This window comes from Vibrio chemaguriensis (assembly GCF_012275705.1).
GTDB classification, from domain to species: domain Bacteria; phylum Pseudomonadota; class Gammaproteobacteria; order Enterobacterales; family Vibrionaceae; genus Vibrio; species Vibrio diabolicus.
Map to the genome: position 1 here is coordinate 102,516 of NZ_SHOE01000001.1, position 20,903 is coordinate 123,418.

Annotated in this window: 14 protein-coding genes; 5 read left to right on the forward strand and 9 right to left on the reverse strand. The window is 46.0% G+C overall.

All coding sequences use genetic code 11. The features are described 5' to 3' along the window. Positions 1-156: 156 nt before the first annotated feature. Entirely contained in the window at positions 157-1,341 is a 1,185-nt protein-coding gene (locus EX191_RS00450) for an NnrS family protein (protein ID WP_193446958.1), read from the forward strand. Positions 1,342-1,413: 72 nt separating this feature from the next. Here the strand turns inward: EX191_RS00450 and EX191_RS00455 are convergent, their stop codons facing one another. The 5 genes from EX191_RS00455 to EX191_RS00475 all read right to left on the reverse strand — a co-directional run bounded on the left by EX191_RS00455 (position 1,414) and on the right by EX191_RS00475 (position 7,770). Beyond that, positions 1,414-2,367, reverse strand: a complete 954-nt coding sequence (locus EX191_RS00455) for a CorA family divalent cation transporter (protein ID WP_193446959.1) — start codon at positions 2,365-2,367, stop codon at positions 1,414-1,416. 284 nt (positions 2,368-2,651) lie between these two features. Next, complete coding sequence (gene glpD / locus EX191_RS00460) at positions 2,652-4,211, reverse strand: glycerol-3-phosphate dehydrogenase (protein ID WP_047008912.1); 1,560 nt, start codon at positions 4,209-4,211, stop codon at positions 2,652-2,654. Between the two features lie 176 nt (positions 4,212-4,387). Next, entirely contained in the window at positions 4,388-5,179 is a 792-nt protein-coding gene (locus tag EX191_RS00465) for a DeoR/GlpR family transcriptional regulator (RefSeq protein WP_006742414.1), read from the reverse strand. A 159-nt stretch (positions 5,180-5,338) separates the two neighbouring features. Next, positions 5,339-6,856, reverse strand: a complete 1,518-nt coding sequence (gene glpK, locus EX191_RS00470) for a glycerol kinase GlpK (protein WP_006742415.1) — start codon at positions 6,854-6,856, stop codon at positions 5,339-5,341. Between the two features lie 59 nt (positions 6,857-6,915). Beyond that, on the reverse strand, positions 6,916-7,770 hold the full coding sequence (locus EX191_RS00475; RefSeq protein WP_046875005.1) for an MIP/aquaporin family protein: 855 nt from the start codon (positions 7,768-7,770) through the stop codon (positions 6,916-6,918). Between the two features lie 896 nt (positions 7,771-8,666). Between EX191_RS00475 and glpT the strand changes: the two genes are divergently transcribed. Further along, entirely contained in the window at positions 8,667-10,031 is a 1,365-nt protein-coding gene (gene glpT / locus EX191_RS00480) for a glycerol-3-phosphate transporter (protein ID WP_006742417.1), read from the forward strand. Positions 10,032-10,087: 56 nt separating this feature from the next. Next, positions 10,088-11,143: a glycerophosphodiester phosphodiesterase gene (glpQ, locus tag EX191_RS00485; protein ID WP_182032728.1), complete on the forward strand. Its 1,056-nt coding sequence runs from the start codon at positions 10,088-10,090 to the stop codon at positions 11,141-11,143. Between the two features lie 138 nt (positions 11,144-11,281). On the opposite strand, the gene dapD is transcribed toward glpQ, so the two are convergent. The 3 genes from dapD to EX191_RS00500 form a co-directional block, all read right to left on the reverse strand. After that, on the reverse strand, positions 11,282-12,313 hold the full coding sequence (gene dapD, locus EX191_RS00490; protein ID WP_068864586.1) for a 2,3,4,5-tetrahydropyridine-2,6-dicarboxylate N-succinyltransferase: 1,032 nt from the start codon (positions 12,311-12,313) through the stop codon (positions 11,282-11,284). 329 nt (positions 12,314-12,642) lie between these two features. After that, on the reverse strand, positions 12,643-12,939 hold the full coding sequence (locus EX191_RS00495) for a YebG family protein (protein ID WP_041852896.1): 297 nt from the start codon (positions 12,937-12,939) through the stop codon (positions 12,643-12,645). Between the two features lie 128 nt (positions 12,940-13,067). Beyond that, complete coding sequence (locus EX191_RS00500) at positions 13,068-13,994, reverse strand: LysR substrate-binding domain-containing protein (protein WP_053809262.1); 927 nt, start codon at positions 13,992-13,994, stop codon at positions 13,068-13,070. A gap of 109 nt (positions 13,995-14,103) precedes the next feature. On the opposite strand from EX191_RS00500, the gene EX191_RS00505 reads away from it, so the two are divergent. Continuing rightward, on the forward strand, positions 14,104-15,078 hold the full coding sequence (locus tag EX191_RS00505; RefSeq protein ID WP_140263801.1) for a TDT family transporter: 975 nt from the start codon (positions 14,104-14,106) through the stop codon (positions 15,076-15,078). Positions 15,079-15,153: 75 nt separating this feature from the next. On the opposite strand, the gene EX191_RS00510 is transcribed toward EX191_RS00505, so the two are convergent. Further along, entirely contained in the window at positions 15,154-16,977 is a 1,824-nt protein-coding gene (locus EX191_RS00510) for a DUF3413 domain-containing protein (RefSeq protein ID WP_140263800.1), read from the reverse strand. Positions 16,978-17,230: 253 nt separating this feature from the next. Between EX191_RS00510 and recC the strand changes: the two genes are divergently transcribed. After that, on the forward strand, positions 17,231-20,722 hold the full coding sequence (gene recC, locus EX191_RS00515; RefSeq protein ID WP_193446960.1) for an exodeoxyribonuclease V subunit gamma: 3,492 nt from the start codon (positions 17,231-17,233) through the stop codon (positions 20,720-20,722). Positions 20,723-20,903: the final 181 nt, after the last annotated feature.

A 20,903-nucleotide genomic window follows, 5' to 3' on the forward strand; every position in this document is an offset into this window, starting at 1 on the left:
TGTCTCTCACCGTTTATACCTAACCCGCCTCTGAAGCACAACTTTACCTCTTAAGTATAATCTTAACTCTTAACATGTATTTTTTATGCATGTTTGTGGTAGCATCAATATTGTAGTTGAGTTAACCAGCATCGAGAGACGCTTGAGGGCAAGATAATGCTGAATATCACCGATAAAAAAGTGGAAGAAAAAATCCCTGCATGGCTGCGACTAGGCTTTCGGCCGTTTTTTCTGTTTGGGTCGATTTACGCCATTGTTGCGATCGCGTTGTGGGTGTGGATGTTCCAGAGCGGACAGCCAAACGCATTAACTGTACCGGTATTATGGTGGCACGTTCATGAAATGTTGTTCGGCTTTTCGATGGCGATTGTGGTTGGCTTTGTACTGACCGCGGTACAAAACTGGACTGGCATTAATGGCACCAAGCATTACACGCTTTTGATCTTATTTGGCTTATGGCTCGCGCCCCGAATATTGCTTTGGACATCAGCGCCGTTATGGTTAACCAGCAGCATTGAAGCGGTATTTTTGTTGTTTGTTGCCTATGAGGTAGGCATTCGTGTTTATCGAGCCAAAGGTTGGCGTAATCTGTTTTTTGTGCCGCTGTTTCTTTTGGCAATTTTTGCGAACTTTGCAAGCTACGCAACAATAAAAGGCATGCCGCCGTTTAGCTCTTCTGCTGTATGGCAGGCGATGTTGTGGTGGTTTACGTTGTTGCTGTCGGTCATGGGCGGGCGTGTGATTCCATTCTTTACTGCGCGTCGATTTAATTTCGAAAAAGCGCAACCATTGGCTTGGTTAGAGTGGTTCGCGAACTTGCCGTTGGTAATGCTATTTGTGCTGAGCTTTTTCCCTGTGACGTTTGCAGAACTAGGTAATCCGTTGATGCTGTTTGCAGGAGTTGCTCAGTTGGTGCGTTTTGTTCGCTGGAAACCTTGGTTAACCCTGAGCGAGCCTTTAGTGTGGTCGCTGCATGCTGCGTATTTGTGTTTGCCACTAAGCTTAATTTTGCGAGGCACTTGGGGAGATGCATTTGCCAGCCATAACCTGATTCACCTGTTTGCGATAGGTGCATTAGGCGGCTTGATTTTAGCGATGATCGCACGCGTGACGATGGGACATACTGGTCGCATGATCTACAAAGGTCCGAACATGAGCCTTGCGTTTGCGGCGATTACCGCGGCAGCTTTGGTTCGCAGTTTTGCCGTGATATTTGATCCTGCCAATATGATGCTGTGGATTAATATCAGTGGCGGATTGTGGATTGTCGCATTTGGCCTGTTTGTTTGGCGCTTTGGCGTGATGCTTATTACCCCTCGCGTTGATGGTCATCCCGGATAGGGCGCTAATGTGAGTAGAGAAAGAGGAGCCGCGCGCTCCTCTTTTGATTTTTGTTCTTTATAGGATTAGCGCTTATTCGTCTTCGTCGTCCGTTTTATTCGTGAACCCCAAGCGTTTGAATAGCCACCACTCTAGAGCAAAGATGACAATTAAAGCGATACAGAACCAGGTGAACGCCATGGCGGATTCCACGCCTGGCATACCGCCAATGTTGATGCCAAGCAAACCTGTTAGGAAGCTGGTTGGCAAGAAAATAGTCGCCACCAAGGTAAATAGATAACTGTTTTTATTAGTTTTCTCGTCACGATGATGTTTGATTTCTTCTTGAAAGAGTGCGACTTCTCCAAGATAAAACTCAAGTGTTTCATTTATGCGCGTAATATTATTGTGGGCGAAGCGATATTGATGGGGCCTTAAAGCCACCAACTCGGACTCTGATTCAACGAGATCACGAATAGCATATTGCTGAGGGCGAATAAAACGTTTGATGGAAATAAGCGCTTTTTGAGTCGCCATATGCTTGTACGTCGATTCATCATTCACATCAAACTGGTTTAACGTCTCTTCAATCGTATCAAGGTAAACGTCTATTTTGCTATTTAATCCTTCAATAATCTGATGAAGTAAACCAGCAAGGCTTTTCGGACCTTTGCGTTCCGCCAAGGCTTGACGAATTTCCATGATGGCACGCGATGGGATCTTACGTGTTGAAATCAGTGCGCCTTGAAAATAGAGAATTCGAATACTGAGCATGTCTTCTGGTGAAGCATCGCCATTCATATTGACGCCTCGTAAAATCAACATGAAGTTCTCGTCATCCAAAGGGTGGAAAGACGGTCGGCTTTCGTCGGCTAACAGGTGATCAACAGTGGCACGTGGTACTTGGTTTTGCTCTAGCCAGCCACGAATATCGGGATGCAGCCGTTCACAATGGTACCAATGTTTGGCTTGAATCTGCTCCGCCGTTGTGGATTGCTGAGTTGCTTCTGGGGTTGAAAAATCCCAATGTTCAATCATAAAACCCATTTTCTTTTCCTTGTCTGAGCCTTTCCCCAAATAACTCGGAAAGAGCCTGTTCTTCCACTGCATTTTTTTCCGGGAAGTGCATCAGTGATAACGTTCTGAACCCAGCGCCATGAAGTTATTCAGGGATAATTATTCAAATGAGTATGATTGCATTTAACGCTAAATGTCTATGAATAGTTGCTCTTATTTGTAATCAAGTGAAGCAAGCCAAAGTGTGGTGTAAAAACAGCAAAATAAAAAAGCCTGCAGCGAGGCAGGCTTTCTAGTGGGGTGGAGAGGAGCAGTTAGCCAACTTGAGAAAGATTAACCACTTTCTGTTGTAGCTTTTCTTTTAAATAGTCCGATAAAGCCTGCTTTTCTTCATCGTTCATGTACAGACCAAGTTTGGTACGACGCCACAAAATGTCTTCATCGGTCATTGCCATTTCATGGTTCATTAAGTAGTCGATCTCACGTTGGTAAACACCGCCGGCTTGCGATGAGAACGCGTGTCCAAGGTCAGCTTCGCTTGCTGTGCCTTCCATTAAGTTCCACGTTTGGGTACCAAATTGTGTTACGTAACGAAGAATCAATGCTTCTGGCGCCCAAGCGTATTTAGCATGAATTTGTTTAGCTAATTGTTCACGACTACAGCTGAAGTTACCACCAGGTAGGGTTTGATTTGCCGTCCAGTCGCTTCCCATCTCTGGTAGGAAAGGAGCCAGCTTTTTCATTGCCGCTTCACCCAGCTTACGGTAGGTCGTCAGCTTACCACCAAAGACAGAAAGCAGAGGTGCATGGTCGTATTCCGCATCGAGTTCTAGCGTGTAGTCTCGTGTGATCGCTTGCGGAGAGTCAGATTCATCGTCACATAAAGGACGAACACCGCTGTATGTCCAAACCACATCTTCGCGAGTCAACTGGTGGACAAAGTGTTGGTTTACGATGTCGATGAGGTAATCGACTTCGTCATCTGAGATCGCCACTTCACGTGGATCACCTTTGTATTCCACATCTGTTGTACCAATGATTGAGAACTTATCTAAGTAAGGAATCATAAATACGATGCGGTTGTCTTTGTTTTGAAGAATGTAGGCTTGCGGTTCGTTGTGGATACGAGGAACAACGATGTGCGAGCCTTTGATTAAGCGAATGTTACGAGGAGAGGCTTGCTCTAATCCATCATCAAAGAACTGTTTTACCCAAGGGCCAGCTGCGTTTACTAGTGCTTTTGCTTTGCGTTCGAAACGTTGGTCTGTCATCACGTCATGAATCGTGACATGCCAGATACCACCTTCACGGTGTGCTTTTTCTACGCGGCAGTAGTTACGTACTTCTGCATGGTTTTCACGAGCAGCCAGAACGTTAAGTAATACTAAACGCGCGTCATCAACCCAACAGTCAGAGTATTCGAAACCGGTTTTCATTTCTGGTTTTAGCAAGCCCGATTTCGCTAAGTTGACGGTTTTGCTGCCTGGCAGAGTCGTACGTTTACCCAAGTTATCGTAAAGGAACAGACCACAGCGAATCATCCAAGCTGGGCGTAGGAATGGGCGATGAGGCAAACGGAAACGCATTGGTAGTGCAACGTGAGGCGCTTTGCGAAGAATAACTTCACGTTCTGCGAGCGCTTCCGAAACCAAACGAAACTCATAGTGTTCAAGGTAGCGTAAACCGCCGTGGATCAGTTTAGAACTTGCCGAAGAAGTAGCGGACGCGAAGTCATTTGCTTCGTATAAGCCAACACTCAAACCGCGGCCAGCTGCGTCTGCCGCAATACCAGCCCCGTTGATGCCGCCACCAATTACGATCAAGTCTAAGGTAGTGGATGAGCTAGTAGTGGAAGCATTTTTTTGTATACTCATAAATTTGACCTCTTGGTGAGCGAACGAGCATTTTAGAACATGATCTAATCCTAGCTTAGGTTTCGTTTGTGATCATCTATTATTTTCGTTTGTGAGCGTTTTGTGTGATTTAGGCACAAAAAAACCTCTGCCTAATTAAGACAGAGGTCATTTGAGAGGCAAATTAATGACTGGAACTACTCGTTTTCGAAGTTTGTCTCGTTCGCTTCAACGACTTCAAGTGGAATTGAAGCTTCTTTTAAAATCGACAAGATTTCTTCTGGTGGCTGCTTGTTGGTAAAGATCATGTTGAGCTGAGCGATATTGCCTAGCTTCACCATGGCATTGCGCCCGAACTTGGTATGGTCGACGGCAAGAAATACACTGCGGCTGTTGTCGATGATCGCTTGTTTGACTCTTACTTCGTGATAATCAAAATCCAGCAGTGAACCATCAAAGTCGATACCACTGATGCCAAGAATGCCAAAGTCGAGACGGAACTGTTTAACGAAGTCGAGAGTGGCTTCTCCAACAATGCCGCCATCGCGACTTCGAACTTCACCGCCAGCTAAGATGACTTTGATCTCTGGGTTGGGGAAGAGAATGGTTGCCACGTTGATATTGTTGGTAACCACGCGTAGCTGTTTATGGTTTTTATTGAGCGCTCGCGCAACCGCTTCTGGTGTGGTGCCGATATCAATAAATAGAGTCGCGCCATCAGGAATGTGCTTGACCACCTCGTCTGCAATGACATCTTTTTCATTGAAGTTGAGCGCTTTACGCGTGTTGTAAGATGTGTTTTCAGAACTGAGAGGGATGGTTGCACCACCGTGATAACGACGAATTTTGTTGTCGTCGGCGAGTTCATTAAGATCGCGTCGGATGGTTTGTGGGCTGACATTGAATCTTTCTACCAACTCATCCGTGCTGACATAGCCTTGTTTTTTCACCAACTCAACAATCTGTTGGTGTCGAGGTATTTGCTTCACTTACCACTCCCTTGTGCATTGGTAACGGCCAATGCTTCAAATTCGAAGCTCTATTGTGCTCGAATTTGCGCGTTGTGAGAAGTAAGCGAGTTCAGGAATCAGGGGCAAAGCGCAAAAAAGAGCGCACAAATGGCGCTCTTTTTTCGTATGGAGGTGAGATTAATCTTCTTCGTCGTGAAGCTCAGACCAGGTTTGCGCACATTTCACTGCGCGTTTCCAACCCTTGTAACGACGATTGCGTTTTTCTTCATCATCGTGCGGCTCAAAGGTGCGATCAAGCACCGCTTTATTCTGCAACTCGTCAATGCTGTCCCAGTAACCCACGGCAAGGCCTGCAAGGTAGGCTGCACCAAGAGCGGTAACCTCTGTTACTTGAGGGCGGTGTACTTCTGTATTCAATACATCGGATTGGAACTGCATTAGGAAGTTGTTCGCTACCGCACCGCCATCGACGCGAAGATTCGCAAGTTTAATTCCTGAGTCGGCTTGCATCGCATCCAGTACGTCACGAGTTTGGTAAGCGATGCCTTCCAAAGTCGCACGGATAATGTGGTTTGAGTTCACGCCGCGAGTAAGGCCGACAATCGTGCCACGTGCGTAGGCATCCCAGTATGGTGCGCCTAAACCAGTAAAGGCAGGCACGACATAAACGCCGTTTGAGGTATCCACTTTGGTTGCGAAGTATTCAGAGTCTTCTGCACCGTTTAGGATTTTTAATTCATCACGTAGCCATTGGATAGAAGCACCACCCATGAATACGGCACCTTCAAGTGCATAAGCAGGCTCACCTTTAGGACCACAAGCCAAAGTTGTCAGTAGGCCGTGCGTCGAAGTGACTTTTTCTTGGCCCGTATTCATTAGCAAGAAACAACCCGTGCCGTAAGTGTTTTTCGCCTGACCCGCTTCAACACACATTTGGCCGTAAAGCGCAGCTTGTTGGTCACCAGCAATACCAGAAATAGGAATACGAGTACCGCCTTTACCACCAATGTTGGTCTTACCGTAAACTTCCGATGAACGTTTTACTTCTGGCATCATAGATGCTGGGATACCAAGCTCATCTAACATTTTCTGATCCCAACATAGATCGTTGATGTTAAATAGCATTGTACGCGATGCGTTGGTGTAGTCGGTCACGTGAACGCGGCCTTGAGTCATCTTCCAAACTAACCAAGTATCGACGGTACCGAACAACAGCTTGCCTGCTTCTGCGTCTTCGCGCGCGCCTTCAACATTGTCCAGAATCCATTTCACTTTGGTACCTGAGAAGTAAGGGTCAAGCACCAAACCTGTGTTGTCACGTACGTAGTTTTCTAGACCACGCGCTTTTAAATCTTCACAGATGTCAGCAGTACGGCGACATTGCCATACGATCGCATTGTAAACGGGTTTGCCTGTTTCTTTATTCCAGACGATGGTAGTTTCACGCTGGTTAGTAATACCGATAGCCGCCAATTGGTCGCTACGGATGCCAGACTTAGCTAGAGCTTCTACCAACGTAGAGCTTTGTGTTGCCCAGATTTCCATTGGGTCATGTTCTACCCAACCTGCCTCTGGATAAATCTGAGTAAATTCGCGCTGTGCGACGCTTACGATGTTCGCGTCATGATCAAGAATTACTGCGCGAGAGCTTGTCGTACCTTGGTCTAGGGCAACAATGTATTTTTGCTCAGTCATGGTAAGAATCCTTTTGTTTCGTTATTTATATTTTAGTAAATGTTCGAGTTGCGTCAGTTTTAAGCTCTAGCTTCTTCTGTTTCTTCTTCCGTCTCACATTGGTTTGGAATTGTACAGCCGTGGCCTTGTTGTGGAAGGTAAGCTGCAATCGCTTTTGGGTACAACCAACCACCAAAGCACGCACCTGCAATCGGAGCAAGTAAAGGCACGATAAAGTAAGGAATGTCTTTAGCACCTGTCAGAGCGTAATCCCAGCCTGCGAAGTAAGCGAACAGTTTCGGTCCAAAGTCGCGCGCAGGGTTCATCGCGAAGCCAGTTAGTGGACCAAGAGAACCACCGATCACGGCAATCAAAATACCGATTAACAGTGGGTTCATTGCACCTCGTGCAGCGCCGTTATTTTCATCGCCCAAAGCCAAAATCGCAAACATCAGCACGGCAGTGATAACGAACTCCACAGCAAAAGCGCCAAAGAAAGAGAGGGAAGCATGTGGATAGGTTGAGAAGATACCAGCGGTTGCTAGTGCATCTTGGCTACTGCGGACGAAGTTATGTGCGATTTCGTAGTCGGTGAAAAGGTTGCTGTATAAGCTGTAAACCAACGCAGCAGAGCAGAATGCGCCAAGCATTTGGGCGATGATGTATGGCACCACTTTCGCCTTATCAAAACCATGGAACATAGCGAGTGCGATGGTTACCGCTGGGTTGATGTGCGCGCCTGAAACGCCGGCAGTACAGTAAATAGCGATGGCGACACCTAGGCCCCATACAATACTGATTTCCCATTGTCCAAATGATGCGCCTGTTAGAACTAAGGCTGCGACACAGCCTACGCCGAAGAAGATAAGTAGTCCTGTACCGATAAACTCGGCCAAACATTCTCCGAGCAGAGAGGGGTGTTTGTTCGTTGTCATGTTAAAAGTCCTTTGATCATTTTTGCCTGTCTAGCACGATACTATTGTGCACATATAAACGTTTGCGAAAACAAACGCGCGTTAAAAATGAGCGTTTGAGCATAAAATTGTTAATCAAAGTCTTCGTTTTTGTTAAATGGCGCATCTTTTAATCGAAAAAGAAAACAACGAAAAGAATTTCTTTACTACGAAGTGTGTTTTGGAAGCGCTCAAATTACCGATGTGAAAAAGAATGCACAACTGGTAAGAGGAGTTTTGTGAAGCTGCTACGTGCTTGGGGATTTATTACTCAGATTTTGCGTAGTAATTAACCCTAAAGAGGTAAGGCGAGGTCAAGTACATCAAGGACTAGCGGTGATATAAGAAAATGCGTTGCTATGTTTATATCTCGAGAGGAACTTGTTATCCAAATTAGTGTTAATTATTAAAATGGAGAGGAAAATAAACGCGGTTTATGTCTTGTGTTCGTGAATCACTGTCTAGGTTTGAGTTCAGATAACATTAGTTTTGTTATTTCGTTTGATACTAAGCGCGAACATTTTTCATCTTTTTAGTTATTTAGTGGTTTCGCGTAACAAGGATGGATGTGAAACACCCTTTTTACGGTTAATTTGTGTTCTTATTCGAGCCCTTGTTTCATTGGTTTCGAATTGGAATGCTCAAATGAGAGGTTGAAATATCAGTTTCATATTAACTAATTATGAGTAAAGTTGAACGATGGTCTAATTAATGCGCTCTAATTTACTGTATTTACTTATATTTAATTCATGTGCAACATTTGTCACAGAAATAAAATCCTAACTCAATACAATTCATGAACTTTCGAACGAAGATTTTTTTGTTTCGTTCGCTCCTTTTGTGTTTTTTACCATCGCATACAAAATAATGAGGTTCCTATGTTTGGAATATTCAAACCTAAGGCGCACATTGATCGTCTGTCTCCAGGCAGTATCGATAGCACCTACTCTCGCCTCCGTTGGCAACTCTTTATCGGTATATTTGTTGGCTACGCCGGTTACTATTTGGTTCGTAAAAACTTCAGTTTGGCGATGCCTTATCTTATCGAGCAAGGCTTTAGCCGCGGTGACTTAGGTGTCGCGCTGGCAGCTGTTTCCATTGCATATGGTCTCTCTAAATTTCTAATGGGCAGCGTATCTGACCGTTCCAACCCTCGCTACTTCCTAAGTGGCGGCCTGTTGATGTCTGCATTGGTTATGTTTTGCTTTGGCTTTATGCCATGGGCGACTGGCAGCGTCACTGCGATGTTCATTTTGCTTTTCTTGAACGGTTGGTTCCAAGGCATGGGGTGGCCCGCATGTGGACGAACCATGGTGCACTGGTGGTCACGTAAAGAGCGTGGTGAGATCGTTTCGGTTTGGAACGTGGCACACAACGTGGGTGGCGGTTTGATTGGTCCACTATTTATTCTTGGCCTGTGGGCATTTAACGATGATTGGCGCACTGCATTTTATGTTCCTGCATTTTTCGCCACGTTGGTTGCTGTGTTTGTTTGGATGACAGTTCGCGATACGCCTCAATCTTGTGGTTTACCACCGATCGAAGAGTATAAAGACGATTATCCTGATGACTATGACAAGTCGCACGAACAAGAAATGACAGCCAAGGAAATCTTCTTTAAGTATGTATTCAACAACAAGCTTCTTTGGTCGATTGCAATTGCAAACGCATTTGTTTACCTAATTCGCTATGGCGTACTGGACTGGGCACCTGTTTACCTAAAAGAAGCGAAGGATTTCTCGGTAGATAAATCGTCATGGGCTTACTTCTTATACGAATGGGCCGGCATTCCAGGCACATTATTGTGTGGTTGGATTTCAGACAAATTGTTCAAAGGTCGTCGTGCACCTGCTGGCATCTTATTTATGGTGTTAGTGACCGTTGCAGTGATGGTTTACTGGTTTAATCCTGCTGGTAACCCAATGGTGGACATGATGGCACTGATTGCAATTGGCTTCCTAATCTATGGTCCGGTTATGCTGATTGGCTTGTACGCACTTGAACTCGCTCCGAAGAAAGCCGCTGGTACTGCTGCTGGTCTTACTGGTTTATTTGGATACTTAGGTGGGGCAGTTGCCGCAAACGCGATTCTGGGCTACACGGTAGACCACTTTGGCTGGGATGGTGGCTTTATCATCTTAGTGGGTTCTTGTATTACTTCTATTGTGTGTTTGATGTACGCCTTCTTAGGTGAGCGTGCGCACCACGAGCAAAAAGAGCGCGAAAAGGAAGCGCTAGCGTAATATTTATTTAAAGAGGCAGTGGAATACTGCCTCTTCGCTTTATCAAGGAAATAACAATGAAAACAAAGTCAGTATGTCTTACTTTTTTAGCACTTAGCCTCTCAGCTGGTGCGATTGCAAAACCACTTGTAATTGCACACCGTGGCGCATCGGGTTACTTGCCTGAACACACGCTAGAAGCCAAAGCGCTTGCTTACGCAATGAAACCTGACTACATAGAGCAAGATGTGGTAATGACGAAAGACGACCAGTTGGTCGTGTTGCATGACCATTATCTCGATCGTGTAACGGATGTTGCGGAGCGTTTTCCTGATCGCGCACGCAAAGACGGCCGTTATTACGCGATTGATTTCACACTGGCGGAAATCAAATCGCTGCGAGTAACTGAAGGCTTTAATATCGATGACAAAGGTAATAAGGTCGCTGGTTATCCGACACGATTCCCAATGTGGAAATCGGATTTTACCGTGCCGACGTTTGCTGAAGAGATTGAGCTGATCCAAGGACTTAACAAGACGTTGGGTTACGACATCGGTATTTACCCAGAAATTAAAGCGCCTTGGTTCCATCGTCATGAAGGTAAGGACATTTCTAAAGCGGTGCTTAAAGTCTTGAAGCAGTACGGTTACGACTCGCAAGACGACAAAGTTTACCTGCAGTGTTTTGATGCGAACGAACTGCAACGCATTAACAGTGAGTTGATGCCCGCAATGGACATGGATTTAAAGCTCGTTCAGCTCATGGCTTACACCGATTGGAACGAAACTATGGTGTACAAAGGCGATACAGCAACGCCATACAGCTATGATTGGATGTTCGAAGCCGACAGCATGAAGAAAGTGGCGAGTTACGCCGAAGGTATTGGACCTTGGAAGCCGATGCTGGTGGATGATAAGTCAACCAAAGACAATATCATCATCAAGCCGTTGATGAAGGCTGCAAAAGACGCTGGCTTGCAAGTGCATCCATACACGTTCCGTGCCGATCCAGGACGCATTCCAGCGTACACGGACAGTTTTGAAGGCATGATGGATGTGTACTACAACCAAGTGAAGGTGGATGGTTTGTTTACTGACTTCCCAGATAAAGCGGTCAGCTTTTTAAATCAGTAACCAGCACTCACGAATTTTGCTTTAAGCTAAAAAATCCCCCAACAGTTTTCTGTTGGGGGATTTTTCGTAGGGCTAATTCACTGCAAGCCAAGTCAGCCTCGCTGAATCAAGCATCTCGAGGTTATTTAGGTATTCTTATTAGTTGTTTTTATGCAGTTCGCTGTTCAGTTCAACTGCGCTCTTGTTTGCAAGACACTCGATTTGACCTGTTACAGAGTTACGACGGAACAGTAGGTCAGAAACACCAGCAAGATCGCGAGCCTTAACCACTTCGACTTCTTGACCTTCAGAATCTAGCATGAGTACTTTAGAGCCAGCGGTTACGTACAGACCTGATTCGATAGTACAACGGTCACCCATTGGGAACCCAAGACCTGCGTTTGCGCCTAGTAGAGAGTTTTCACCGATGGAAACCACCACTTTACCGCCGCCAGATAGTGTACCCATGATAGATGCACCGCCACCGATGTCTGAACCGTTACCAACAACCACACCCGCAGAGATACGGCCTTCAACCATGCTCACGCCAGTTGTACCCGCGTTGAAGTTGATGAAGCCTTCGTGCATAACAGTTGTGCCTTCGCCAACGTGTGCGCCAAGACGTACGCGAGAAGTGTCTGCGATACGAACACCAGTTGGTACCACGTAGTCCACCATTTTAGGGAACTTGTCTACGCAATCTACGCTTAGCGTACGGCCAGCTAGGCGAGCTTCGATTTGACGCTCAGCCAGCTCAGGTAGGTCGATTGGGCCTTCGTTAGTCCATGCGATGTTGTGTAGTAGACCGAAGATGCCATCCAGTACTGTGCCGTGTGGCTTAACTAGACGGTTAGAGATAAGTTGAAGTTTTAGGAAGCCTTCAGCAACAGATTGTGGCTGTTCATCCGTAGCTAGAATAACCAGTACAAGCGGCTGTGCTGATTCTGCTGCTTTGGTTGCGAAAGATGCGTTTGCTGCATCGCCGTTTGCTTCGAAAGCCGCCGCAAGTTCTGCGCTTTGTGCAGCAGAGATCTCGATAGCTTGGTTGCCTTGTTCGTAACCTGCTACTGCTGCTAGTGCGTTAACAAGTGTGTCGCTTGGGTTAAGAACTGGGTTTGGAAAAAACGCTTCAATGATTTTGCCATCGCGGTTTTTAGTCGCTGTACCAAAGGCTAGAGAAAAGAAAGCCATAGTTGATCTCCATGTGTTGAGTCTTGTGTCTCGTCTGTTCACTGACAAGAAATAATTAAGTTGTCAGCCATCATAATGAGAGTGCTAGGGAGTTTAAAGAGGGGAAATAGATAAAGTCTGTAGATGGATACCTTTTGTCTTTTGGGAGATATGTCTGTCTGATGAGAAATGTGGTTGTGAGGTGGTCAATTAGCAGGTGTTTGTTGAAATGAAAGAAGGCGATTTGTCGTATCTGTGCTCGAAAGAAAGGGCGATCTTTCCATGATGATGTGTGCCTTCAGATATAAAAAACGCCACATGATGCGGCGTTTCTTTAACAAATGAGAGGCTTATGCAGCGTCTTCTTGCTTGTCTTCTTCTACAGATTCAAGCTTTTTTGCTTTCTTTGGTGCCGGTTTGCGTTTTGCACCCAGTGCGTAAAGCACTTCTTCTTTGTTTTGAGCGAGGTACATCGCAAGATCTTCTTGCTTACCTTCGTCTTCTAGAAGTTCACTTTTACCTAGCAGCGTGAATAGTTCGTCTGCCATGTCTAGCATTTTATCGTATGCGTCAGCTTCCGCTTTAGAGGTAAAAGTCATTTTCTCTTCTCCATTGCGTTCTACCACGTACTTGACGATTACAGCCATGGTTGGTCCCCTAACTTGGTGTATTGATACTGGCTTTTTATACAGTTTTTGACCAGTTAAGTCTAGCGACAAGCCTAAGAATGAGAGACACGTACAACTAACTGACCAGCATTTAAACTATCTCCGTTTCACTTGGAGGGTGTATTCTCTAGATAAAGGTTATTTGGTCGTTCCCAGTCTTGGCAAAATTCGATAAACGTTCTGAGTAGTGGGCTTTGGTATTTCTCTTTGTGAACCAGTAGCCAGAAGCGACGTTTCATATCTAAAGGCATGTCGAGCAGTTGCACGCGACCGTCACGAATAGCAGGTTCTGCAGACAAACGTGACAAGCAACCTAAGCCCAGCCCAGCAGATACTGAGTTGATCAATGCTTCGGTGGTATTGAGCTGAAAAGCTTCATGCCAATGTTCCAAGCGCGGCGCGACAACGCGCATAAAGAATTCGCGTGAACCAGACCCCGCCTCTCGCAATATCCATTCGCTGTTTTCTAGCTCGGTTAAGTTTACTGGCCCTTCGTGCGCGGCTGGGGAATCTGGCGCGCAAATCACGCACATTTCATCTTCGCTAAACTGGGTGGACTGCAATTCAGGATGAAGAGTTTTACCCTCAATGAGGGCAATGTCTAACTCGTAATCGGTCAGCATGTCGCAGATTTGTGCAGAGTTAGAAATGAACAGGCTTTGAGAACGATGGTTCGTTTGCTGACGAAATTCGCTAAGCAAATAGGGCGCGACTTGGTTGCCAATGGTGTCGCTGGCACCAATGCGAAGTTGGCCCGATAGCGCTTGGTCACCATCGAAAATGCTCTCGATGTCCTTGGCTCGGTTGAGTAACTCATCCGCCAGTGGCAGCAGTTTTTGACCTTCTTGGTTCAAAATCAGTCGGTTATTAACACGATCAAACAAGTGATGGCCGATCTGCTTTTCTAATTCTGAGAGTGCCATGCTCACAGCGGCTTTTGATAAAAAGAGACTATCAGAAGCTGCTGTGAGCGTTTTGTGTTGCGTGATCGTCGTAAACACTTTCAGTTGTTTAAGAGAAATGTGACTTGCCATACCCCACCGTTAAGTAATTTTGAACGTTTGTTTTAAATAATTAGATATATCGGAACGAAGTGCAAGCGTATTATACGCTCCATCAAGAGTGAGTCTGGTTGAGGTCATCATGATTCAAAGAACAAAAGCAAAAGTAATGGGAGCACCAACTCCGATGGCGGGTTTGGCTCTTGGTATTGCAAGCTTAGGCTGGAGTTGGGAAAACTTCGCCGAATTACATGGCTACGGACAGTGGATTAGTGCGGGTATCGCGAGCGTATTGTTGGCTATATTGGCAACCAAGTTTTTGCTACATAACCATCTATTGAGACAAGATCTTGCTCATCCGGTTGTGGGCAGCGTGGTTCCGACATTTGCGATGGGCACTATGGTGGTATCGAACTCTCTCGTCCATTTTTACCCATTGGCTGGTGATGTACTTTGGCTGATTGCGGTGGTTCTGCACATCGTTTTCTTGGTGAGCTTTGTTTACCATCGCGCCAAAGATTTTGAATTGCACCACATGGTTCCTAGTTGGTTTGTACCGCCAGTGGGTATCATCGTTGCGGATGTGTCTTTCTCTGGCAACCCGATGTTAGCACCAGTGGCACAAGGCGCATTGATGTTTGGTATGGTGGCGTACGCGATCATGTTGCCGATGATGATTTACCGTTTCATGTTTACCCATGAAATTCCGGATGCAGCGAAACCAACAATGGCAATCATGGCAGCGCCAGCAAGTCTATCATTGGCAGGGTACTTAACGGTCACTGCGACACCATCACCAGTGATCATCGCTATGCTATTTGGTATCGCGGTATTGATGACAGCCATCATTTACCTCGCATTCTTTAAATTGCTTAGACTGCCATTTAGCCCAGGCTATGCGGCGTTCACTTTTCCGATGGTGATCGGTGCGACGGCGCTGTTTAAAATGGCGAATTGGATGGAGTTGCAAGGATTGGCTGCGCACTATGTTCAACAAGTGCGAGGCTTAGCTGGTCTTGAGTTGATTGTGGCAACATTTGTTGTCTCTTATGTGGCTTTACAGTACATCAACAACTTATTGATTCAGCCACGCTTGATGCACGCTCATCACGCTTAAATAGCAGATAGGGAAAAGCCTCTTGGTCTTACAGCCAAGAGGCTTTTTTATTTCAATCGGCGTCGATGTTGGACGCTAGCCTTTTTTGTAAAATCGCGACATCTCATCCAGAGAATGACGAATGATATCGACAGGAACTTTCTGTTCTTTCTCGACTTTTAACTGGCGATTCAGTTGCTGAGAGTGCCCGCCAGGATTGACCACAAGCATCAGTTCTTTGCCGACCAATGCATAGTTGTAGTAGCTGCCAGCAATATACCAATCGCGAGGGGCAGAGTTATCAAACAAGTTATGACCAACGCTGTATGAACTCGTTGTGCCTTGAACGTCAAACAGCGTATTCATCATGGTTGGCACGACGTCAAAATGGGTCGTGCGGTAATTAATTTGCTCTGGTTGACGATTTGGCATGTACACGTAAAGAGGAACATGTACTTGAACGTCACTGTAGTTACCCGTGTGGCCCCAATAGTTCATCTTATGGTCGTTAAACTCTTCACCATGATCAGATGAAATCACCACAATGGTGTTGTCTAAGTCGACGTTTTTCAGCACATCACCAATCAAGCTATCGATGTAGTACAACGAGTTCTTGTATCGATTGTGGTAAAGCGAAGCGTCAAAATCGTTGTTGAGCAAAATGTGGTCAACGCGTTCCCAGTATGGTTTGAATTTCGCAAATTCAGGTTCGGGAAATACTGTACCGTGGGCGGCATCGTAGAACAGAAACCCAAAGTACGGCTTGTCGCTGTCTTGCTTTTGGAACTCGATGAACTTGTCTGTGATCTGCTGATCGCGCTCGACAGCTGTTTCCCCAGTTTGTTTCAGGGTCAAGTCCGACACTTTTTTGAATACCGTGCGAGAAAGTGGCGGGCTGGTGAGCGGTGCCGAGCCAAAAATGCCCATGCGGTAGCCTTCTGCTTGCAGCGTATCCATAAAAACAGGAGAGCGTTGGCTTGCGTAAAAGCTTTCCCAGTAGGTTGCTGGCAAGCTGTAAAACAGGCTGAAAATACCTGCTTGAGTTGAGTTGCCGCCGCTCATATGTTGTGTGAAATTCACTGTTTTTTCGGCGAATTTGCTGACATTTGGCATGACTTCCGGCGTCGCATCACTGTAGCGCCACGCGTCAACCAAGATAAACAAAACATTGGGCTGCTTCTCTTTGCTTTGCACTTGAATGGGTGCAAGCGGGTAGTTGAGTGAGCTACGTTCAATGTTGGTTAACTCTACGCGGTTCTTCGATGCAATGTTCTCATCCACTAGATCGTGTTTGTAAATAAATTTACGAGCCGTCAGCGGGTAGTAAAGTGGCCAGTTATTCGAAAACTGACTGACTTCATCGTCGTAAAGCGCGTTTTTGTACGCATGAATCATCTGTGTGCTGAGCAATACAGCAAACCAGGCGCTGATCAAAACGAACTTAGCTCGGCTTTGTGCCAGTTTATTACTTACCCAAACGGTACAGGCGAGCCCGATCACCAGAACGGCAACTTCACTGACGAAGATAAGCCAACTCATCCACGAAATATCGAAGACATCACCGCCACCTTCGAAAAACATACGGATTAATAGAGCGTTGATGTGAAGTTTGTATTGCTGAAAAACGAGGATATCGACTTTAAACATGATCAATAGACAGATCGCGATAGCGATCACGATGCCTTTGAATGCTCGAGTCGGTAGAAAAGAGAGCAATAAACTCAACAACATAAATGGAAGAGCGATCAAGCCCAGCCAGCCATATTGAGTTGAAACCAAATAGTAACCTTGCAACAAGGTTAGTGGTTCATTCTGATTGTTAGACAACACAAAAGGATAACAAGCGATCGACAGATACACTGCAAAGCAAGCAAAAAAAGCAATCAGCCAAGCGCTGTTGGAAGACAGTTTGCGAAACATACTTTTTATATATTTATAAATTATAGGTAGCAAGAGTATAAAACAGTGTTTTTTATTATGGAATAGTTGCGAGTAATGTCACATTTTGTATAGCTGTGTAAGATTTTGCTTACGCCTTGAAAAGGTGATGTTTTCTGTCCATTTTGAGCGATATGTAACCTTTTACTTTTTTCAGAACACGAGATCACTGCGGGTTTAAATAGGGCTGTGCTAAGCTAGCTAACAGTTTTAATCGGCGCTCGGTATTCCCAATTTGTTTACTGTTTATCACTCCAACCAAGTTGATGTTCTTAAATCACTCCTTGTCGAACTGATTCGAATCAGTCCGCTGGAAAACCCGTTCGAAAAAGAACAAATTCTGGTTCAAAGTCCGGGCATGTCCCAGTGGCTAAAAATGGAATTGGCCAAAGAGTTTGGTGTTGCCGCGAACATTGATTTTCCGCTTCCTGCTACCTTCATTTGGGAAATGTTTACGCAGGTGTTGCCAGACGTGCCAAAACGCAGTGCGTTTAACAAAGAAGCGATGACGTGGAAGTTGATGCATCTACTGCCGGGGCTTCTCAACCAAGAGGTGTTTTCGCCGTTAGCGCAGTACCTCAAAGATGACAGTGACCACTCTAAGCTGTATCAGCTGGCTGAGAAAATTGCCGATATTTTCGATGGTTACTTGGTGTATCGTCCGGAATGGATCGCAAGTTGGGAAGCTGGGCAGAGTGTGCCAGAGCTGGAAGATGAGCATCCGTGGCAGCCGATCTTATGGCAAGCGTTGTACGATCACACAGTGTCATTAGGGCAGTCTCCATATCACCGTGCCAACCTTTATGAGCACTTTATCGACACGTTAGCGAGTTTTAACGGCAATTTTGACCATTTACCCAAGCGTTTGTTTGTTTTTGGCATTTCTTCGTTGCCGCCTCGCTACATGGATGCGCTAAAAGAAATTGGTGAACATATCGACGTGCATCTGATGTTCACCAACCCTTGTCGTTATTATTGGGGTGAAGTTCGAGATCGTAAATATCTGGCTCGTTTGGCGGCGAAACATCGTCAGCACGTTGTGTGGCAGGACGATCACTCGGAAGTGCAAGGTGAAACTGAGCAACTGAAAGGTTCATTGGAAGATAACGTGATCGATGAGCTGCACACCGATGTGGTCGGAAACAGTCTGTTGGCGTCCATGGGTAAACTCGGGCGTGACAATATGTATCTGTTGTCTCAGCTGGAGTCTCATGAAATTGAAGCGTTTGTTGATGTTGAGCGCGACAGTCTGCTCCATCAATTGCAAGCGGATATTCTCAATCTTGAAGAACATCAAGATGACCAACAGATTGAAAACAGTCATCACAAACAAGTGGTTAGCTTGGGTGATAAATCACTGAGCCTACACGCTTGTCACAGCCCGATGCGTGAAGTGGAAGTGCTGCATGATCAACTATTGGCGATGTTCGATGCTGACCCAACGTTAAAACCGCGCGATATTATCGTGATGGTCGCGGACATCAACGCTTACAGCCCTGCGATTCAGGCGGTCTTTGGTAACGCACCGGGTGAGCGTTTTATTCCATATTCGATTTCTGACCGAACCGCCGATCAAGAGAGCCCAATTCTGGCCGCATTTATGCAGTTGGTGAACTTACCCAATACGCGCTGTTTGGCATCAGAACTACTCGAACTTCTGGAAACGCCGGCGATATTAAAGCGTTTTGAACTCAGCGAAGATGATTTCTTACAAGCCAAACAATGGGTTGAAGAATCGGGAATTCGCTGGGGGTTGGATGCCAATACCGGACGCGAATTTGAACTGCCGGAAACCCGTCAAAACACATGGCAATTTGGTATTCAACGCATGTTGCTTGGCTACGCGATGCCAGAATCCGCAGGTTTGTTTGAAACCGAGCAAGGCAGTTTATCTCCGTACAACGAAGTGCAAGGCATGGGCGCAGAGCTTGCGGGCAAGTTGGCACACTTTATCCAACAAATTAGCACTTATCGCAGCAAACTTTCTCATGTTCAGACTATTGATGGTTGGCGAGAGACTTTGGTTTCACTGCTGGATGACTTCTTCTCAGTTGAGTTAGAAGGCGAAATGGCGCTCAAATCCATTCGCGATACGCTCAGCCAACTCAAAGAGCAATTAGCTGATGCCGCATTTGATGATGCGTTATCGCCGTCGATCATCAGCCAATACCTTCAAAATAAATTATCTGGAACACGAGTTAGCCAGCGCTTCCTGGCTGGTCAAGTGAACTTTTGTACCCTGATGCCGATGCGATCTATTCCGTTTAGAACCGTTTGTCTACTGGGGATGAATGACGGCGTGTACCCACGCTCCATGCCGCCAGAAGGCTTTGACTTGATGACAGGAAGAACCAAGCCGGGCGACCGTTCGCGCCGAGATGATGACCGTTACCTATTCCTCGAAGCAATGCTATCGGCACAGCAAACGCTCTACATCAGTTATGTTGGCCGTTCAATCCAAGACAACACCGAGCGAGTGCCTTCGGTTCTGGTTTCTGAGCTGATGGAATACTGCCACCAAAACTATTGTTTAAGTGGTGATGAAGCGTTGCCCGTTGATGAGTCTGGCGACAACTTATTAAATGCGTTGGTGAATACCCACGCCATGGTGCCGTTTAGCCCAAGTGCGTTCCAAGGCATGCACGCTAGCTACGCGAAAGAGTGGATTCCAGCGGCATTGACTCAAAGTAGTCAATCGCAAGGCTATGTTCGTCGTGATTTTAATCGGGCATTAGACGACTATCTGTTAGGCGCGACGTTCCCACTTGAGCTCGACTTAGTCGAGTTGCAACGTTTCTGGCGCTTACCTGTGCAGTATTTTTTCAATCGTCGTTTAAAAGTAATCTTTGAACCGCCACTGCCGGTGATGGAAGACGACGAACCCTTTGTTTTAGGTGGTTTGGAAAGTTATCAAATGCGTGATGAGCTGTTAGAAACCTTGCTTGAAACGACATTGATGCAGCCAGAGAAAAAAACAGAGGTGCTTAAACACTTTATGAGTCAACAGCGCGCGCAAGGCAAACTGCCGGTGGGGGCGTTTGGTGATATCGAGTTTGAAACCAACCGAGTTCAGGCGGAAGAGCTGGTGGACAAACTGGCGTTTTTATCTGGTGCGCCTCAAGACGATTTGGAAATCGACCTGACGTTTGATTCCTTGTTTGAGCGAAATGAAGGCGAAGAGAAAAACGTTCGCCTGACTGGTTGGCTAACTCAATGCTACCAATCCGGTTTGATTCGCTATCGAAGCGGTAAGATTCGCTCGCAGGATTACCTTGCAGCGTGGATCGATCACCTTGCCATGTCGGCGTCGGGTCATGCTAAGAAAACCCACATCATTGGTTACGATCGTAAAGAAGGCGCGCTGCATTTGATCTACCCAGAAATTGCCGATGTGCAGTATGCCAAACAGTTACTTACTGAATTAGTTCGCTTATTCTTCGAAGGCATGACTAAGCCTTTGCCTTATTTCCCGAAAACGGCGTTGGCTTGTGTTGAAGCGGGCTTTAGCCGTGGTCAGTGGGTCGATGACGAAGAGAAATCTTTGAAGAAAATGGCTGACGCATTCAATGATGGCTTCATGAGCCCGGGCGAAGGCAATAATGCGTACATCTCTCGAATTTGGCCTGCTTGGAATGATGAGTTGGCCTCAGAAGTTCGTTTGCTGACAGCATTAGTACTGCAAGGTGCGCGCTTAGCGGTTCAAGACGCTGATGATGTAAAAGCGTGATAAAGACAGTTGGATAAAGAGAAGGAAGAGTAGGGTGGCCGCCAGAAAATCATTATTTTTTGTAGGGCGTTCGCTGTACGGCCACAAGGTCAGAGGGACCATGATACTTTTGTTTAATTCACTTGAGTTGTGCCGCCAAAAAGGTTTGGCTTATCTCGTGGGGCGCATACTAACGGTACGT

What these genes read in the sequence shown, in the direction of transcription:
- glpQ (WP_182032728.1), top strand. Translation starts at nt 10,088, where the DNA reads ATGAAAACAAAGTCAGTATGTCTTACTTTTTTAGCACTTAGCCTCTCA.
- EX191_RS00495 (WP_041852896.1), bottom strand. Translation starts at nt 12,939, where the DNA reads ATGGCTGTAATCGTCAAGTACGTGGTAGAACGCAATGGAGAAGAGAAA.
- EX191_RS00455 (WP_193446959.1), bottom strand. Translation starts at nt 2,367, where the DNA reads ATGGGTTTTATGATTGAACATTGGGATTTTTCAACCCCAGAAGCAACT.
- EX191_RS00505 (WP_140263801.1), top strand. Translation starts at nt 14,104, where the DNA reads ATGATTCAAAGAACAAAAGCAAAAGTAATGGGAGCACCAACTCCGATG.
- glpT (WP_006742417.1), top strand. Translation starts at nt 8,667, where the DNA reads ATGTTTGGAATATTCAAACCTAAGGCGCACATTGATCGTCTGTCTCCA.
- EX191_RS00510 (WP_140263800.1), bottom strand. Translation starts at nt 16,977, where the DNA reads ATGTTTCGCAAACTGTCTTCCAACAGCGCTTGGCTGATTGCTTTTTTT.
- EX191_RS00450 (WP_193446958.1), top strand. Translation starts at nt 157, where the DNA reads ATGCTGAATATCACCGATAAAAAAGTGGAAGAAAAAATCCCTGCATGG.
- EX191_RS00500 (WP_053809262.1), bottom strand. Translation starts at nt 13,994, where the DNA reads ATGGCAAGTCACATTTCTCTTAAACAACTGAAAGTGTTTACGACGATC.
- glpK (WP_006742415.1), bottom strand. Translation starts at nt 6,856, where the DNA reads ATGACTGAGCAAAAATACATTGTTGCCCTAGACCAAGGTACGACAAGC.
- glpD (WP_047008912.1), bottom strand. Translation starts at nt 4,211, where the DNA reads ATGAGTATACAAAAAAATGCTTCCACTACTAGCTCATCCACTACCTTA.
- EX191_RS00475 (WP_046875005.1), bottom strand. Translation starts at nt 7,770, where the DNA reads ATGACAACGAACAAACACCCCTCTCTGCTCGGAGAATGTTTGGCCGAG.
- dapD (WP_068864586.1), bottom strand. Translation starts at nt 12,313, where the DNA reads ATGGCTTTCTTTTCTCTAGCCTTTGGTACAGCGACTAAAAACCGCGAT.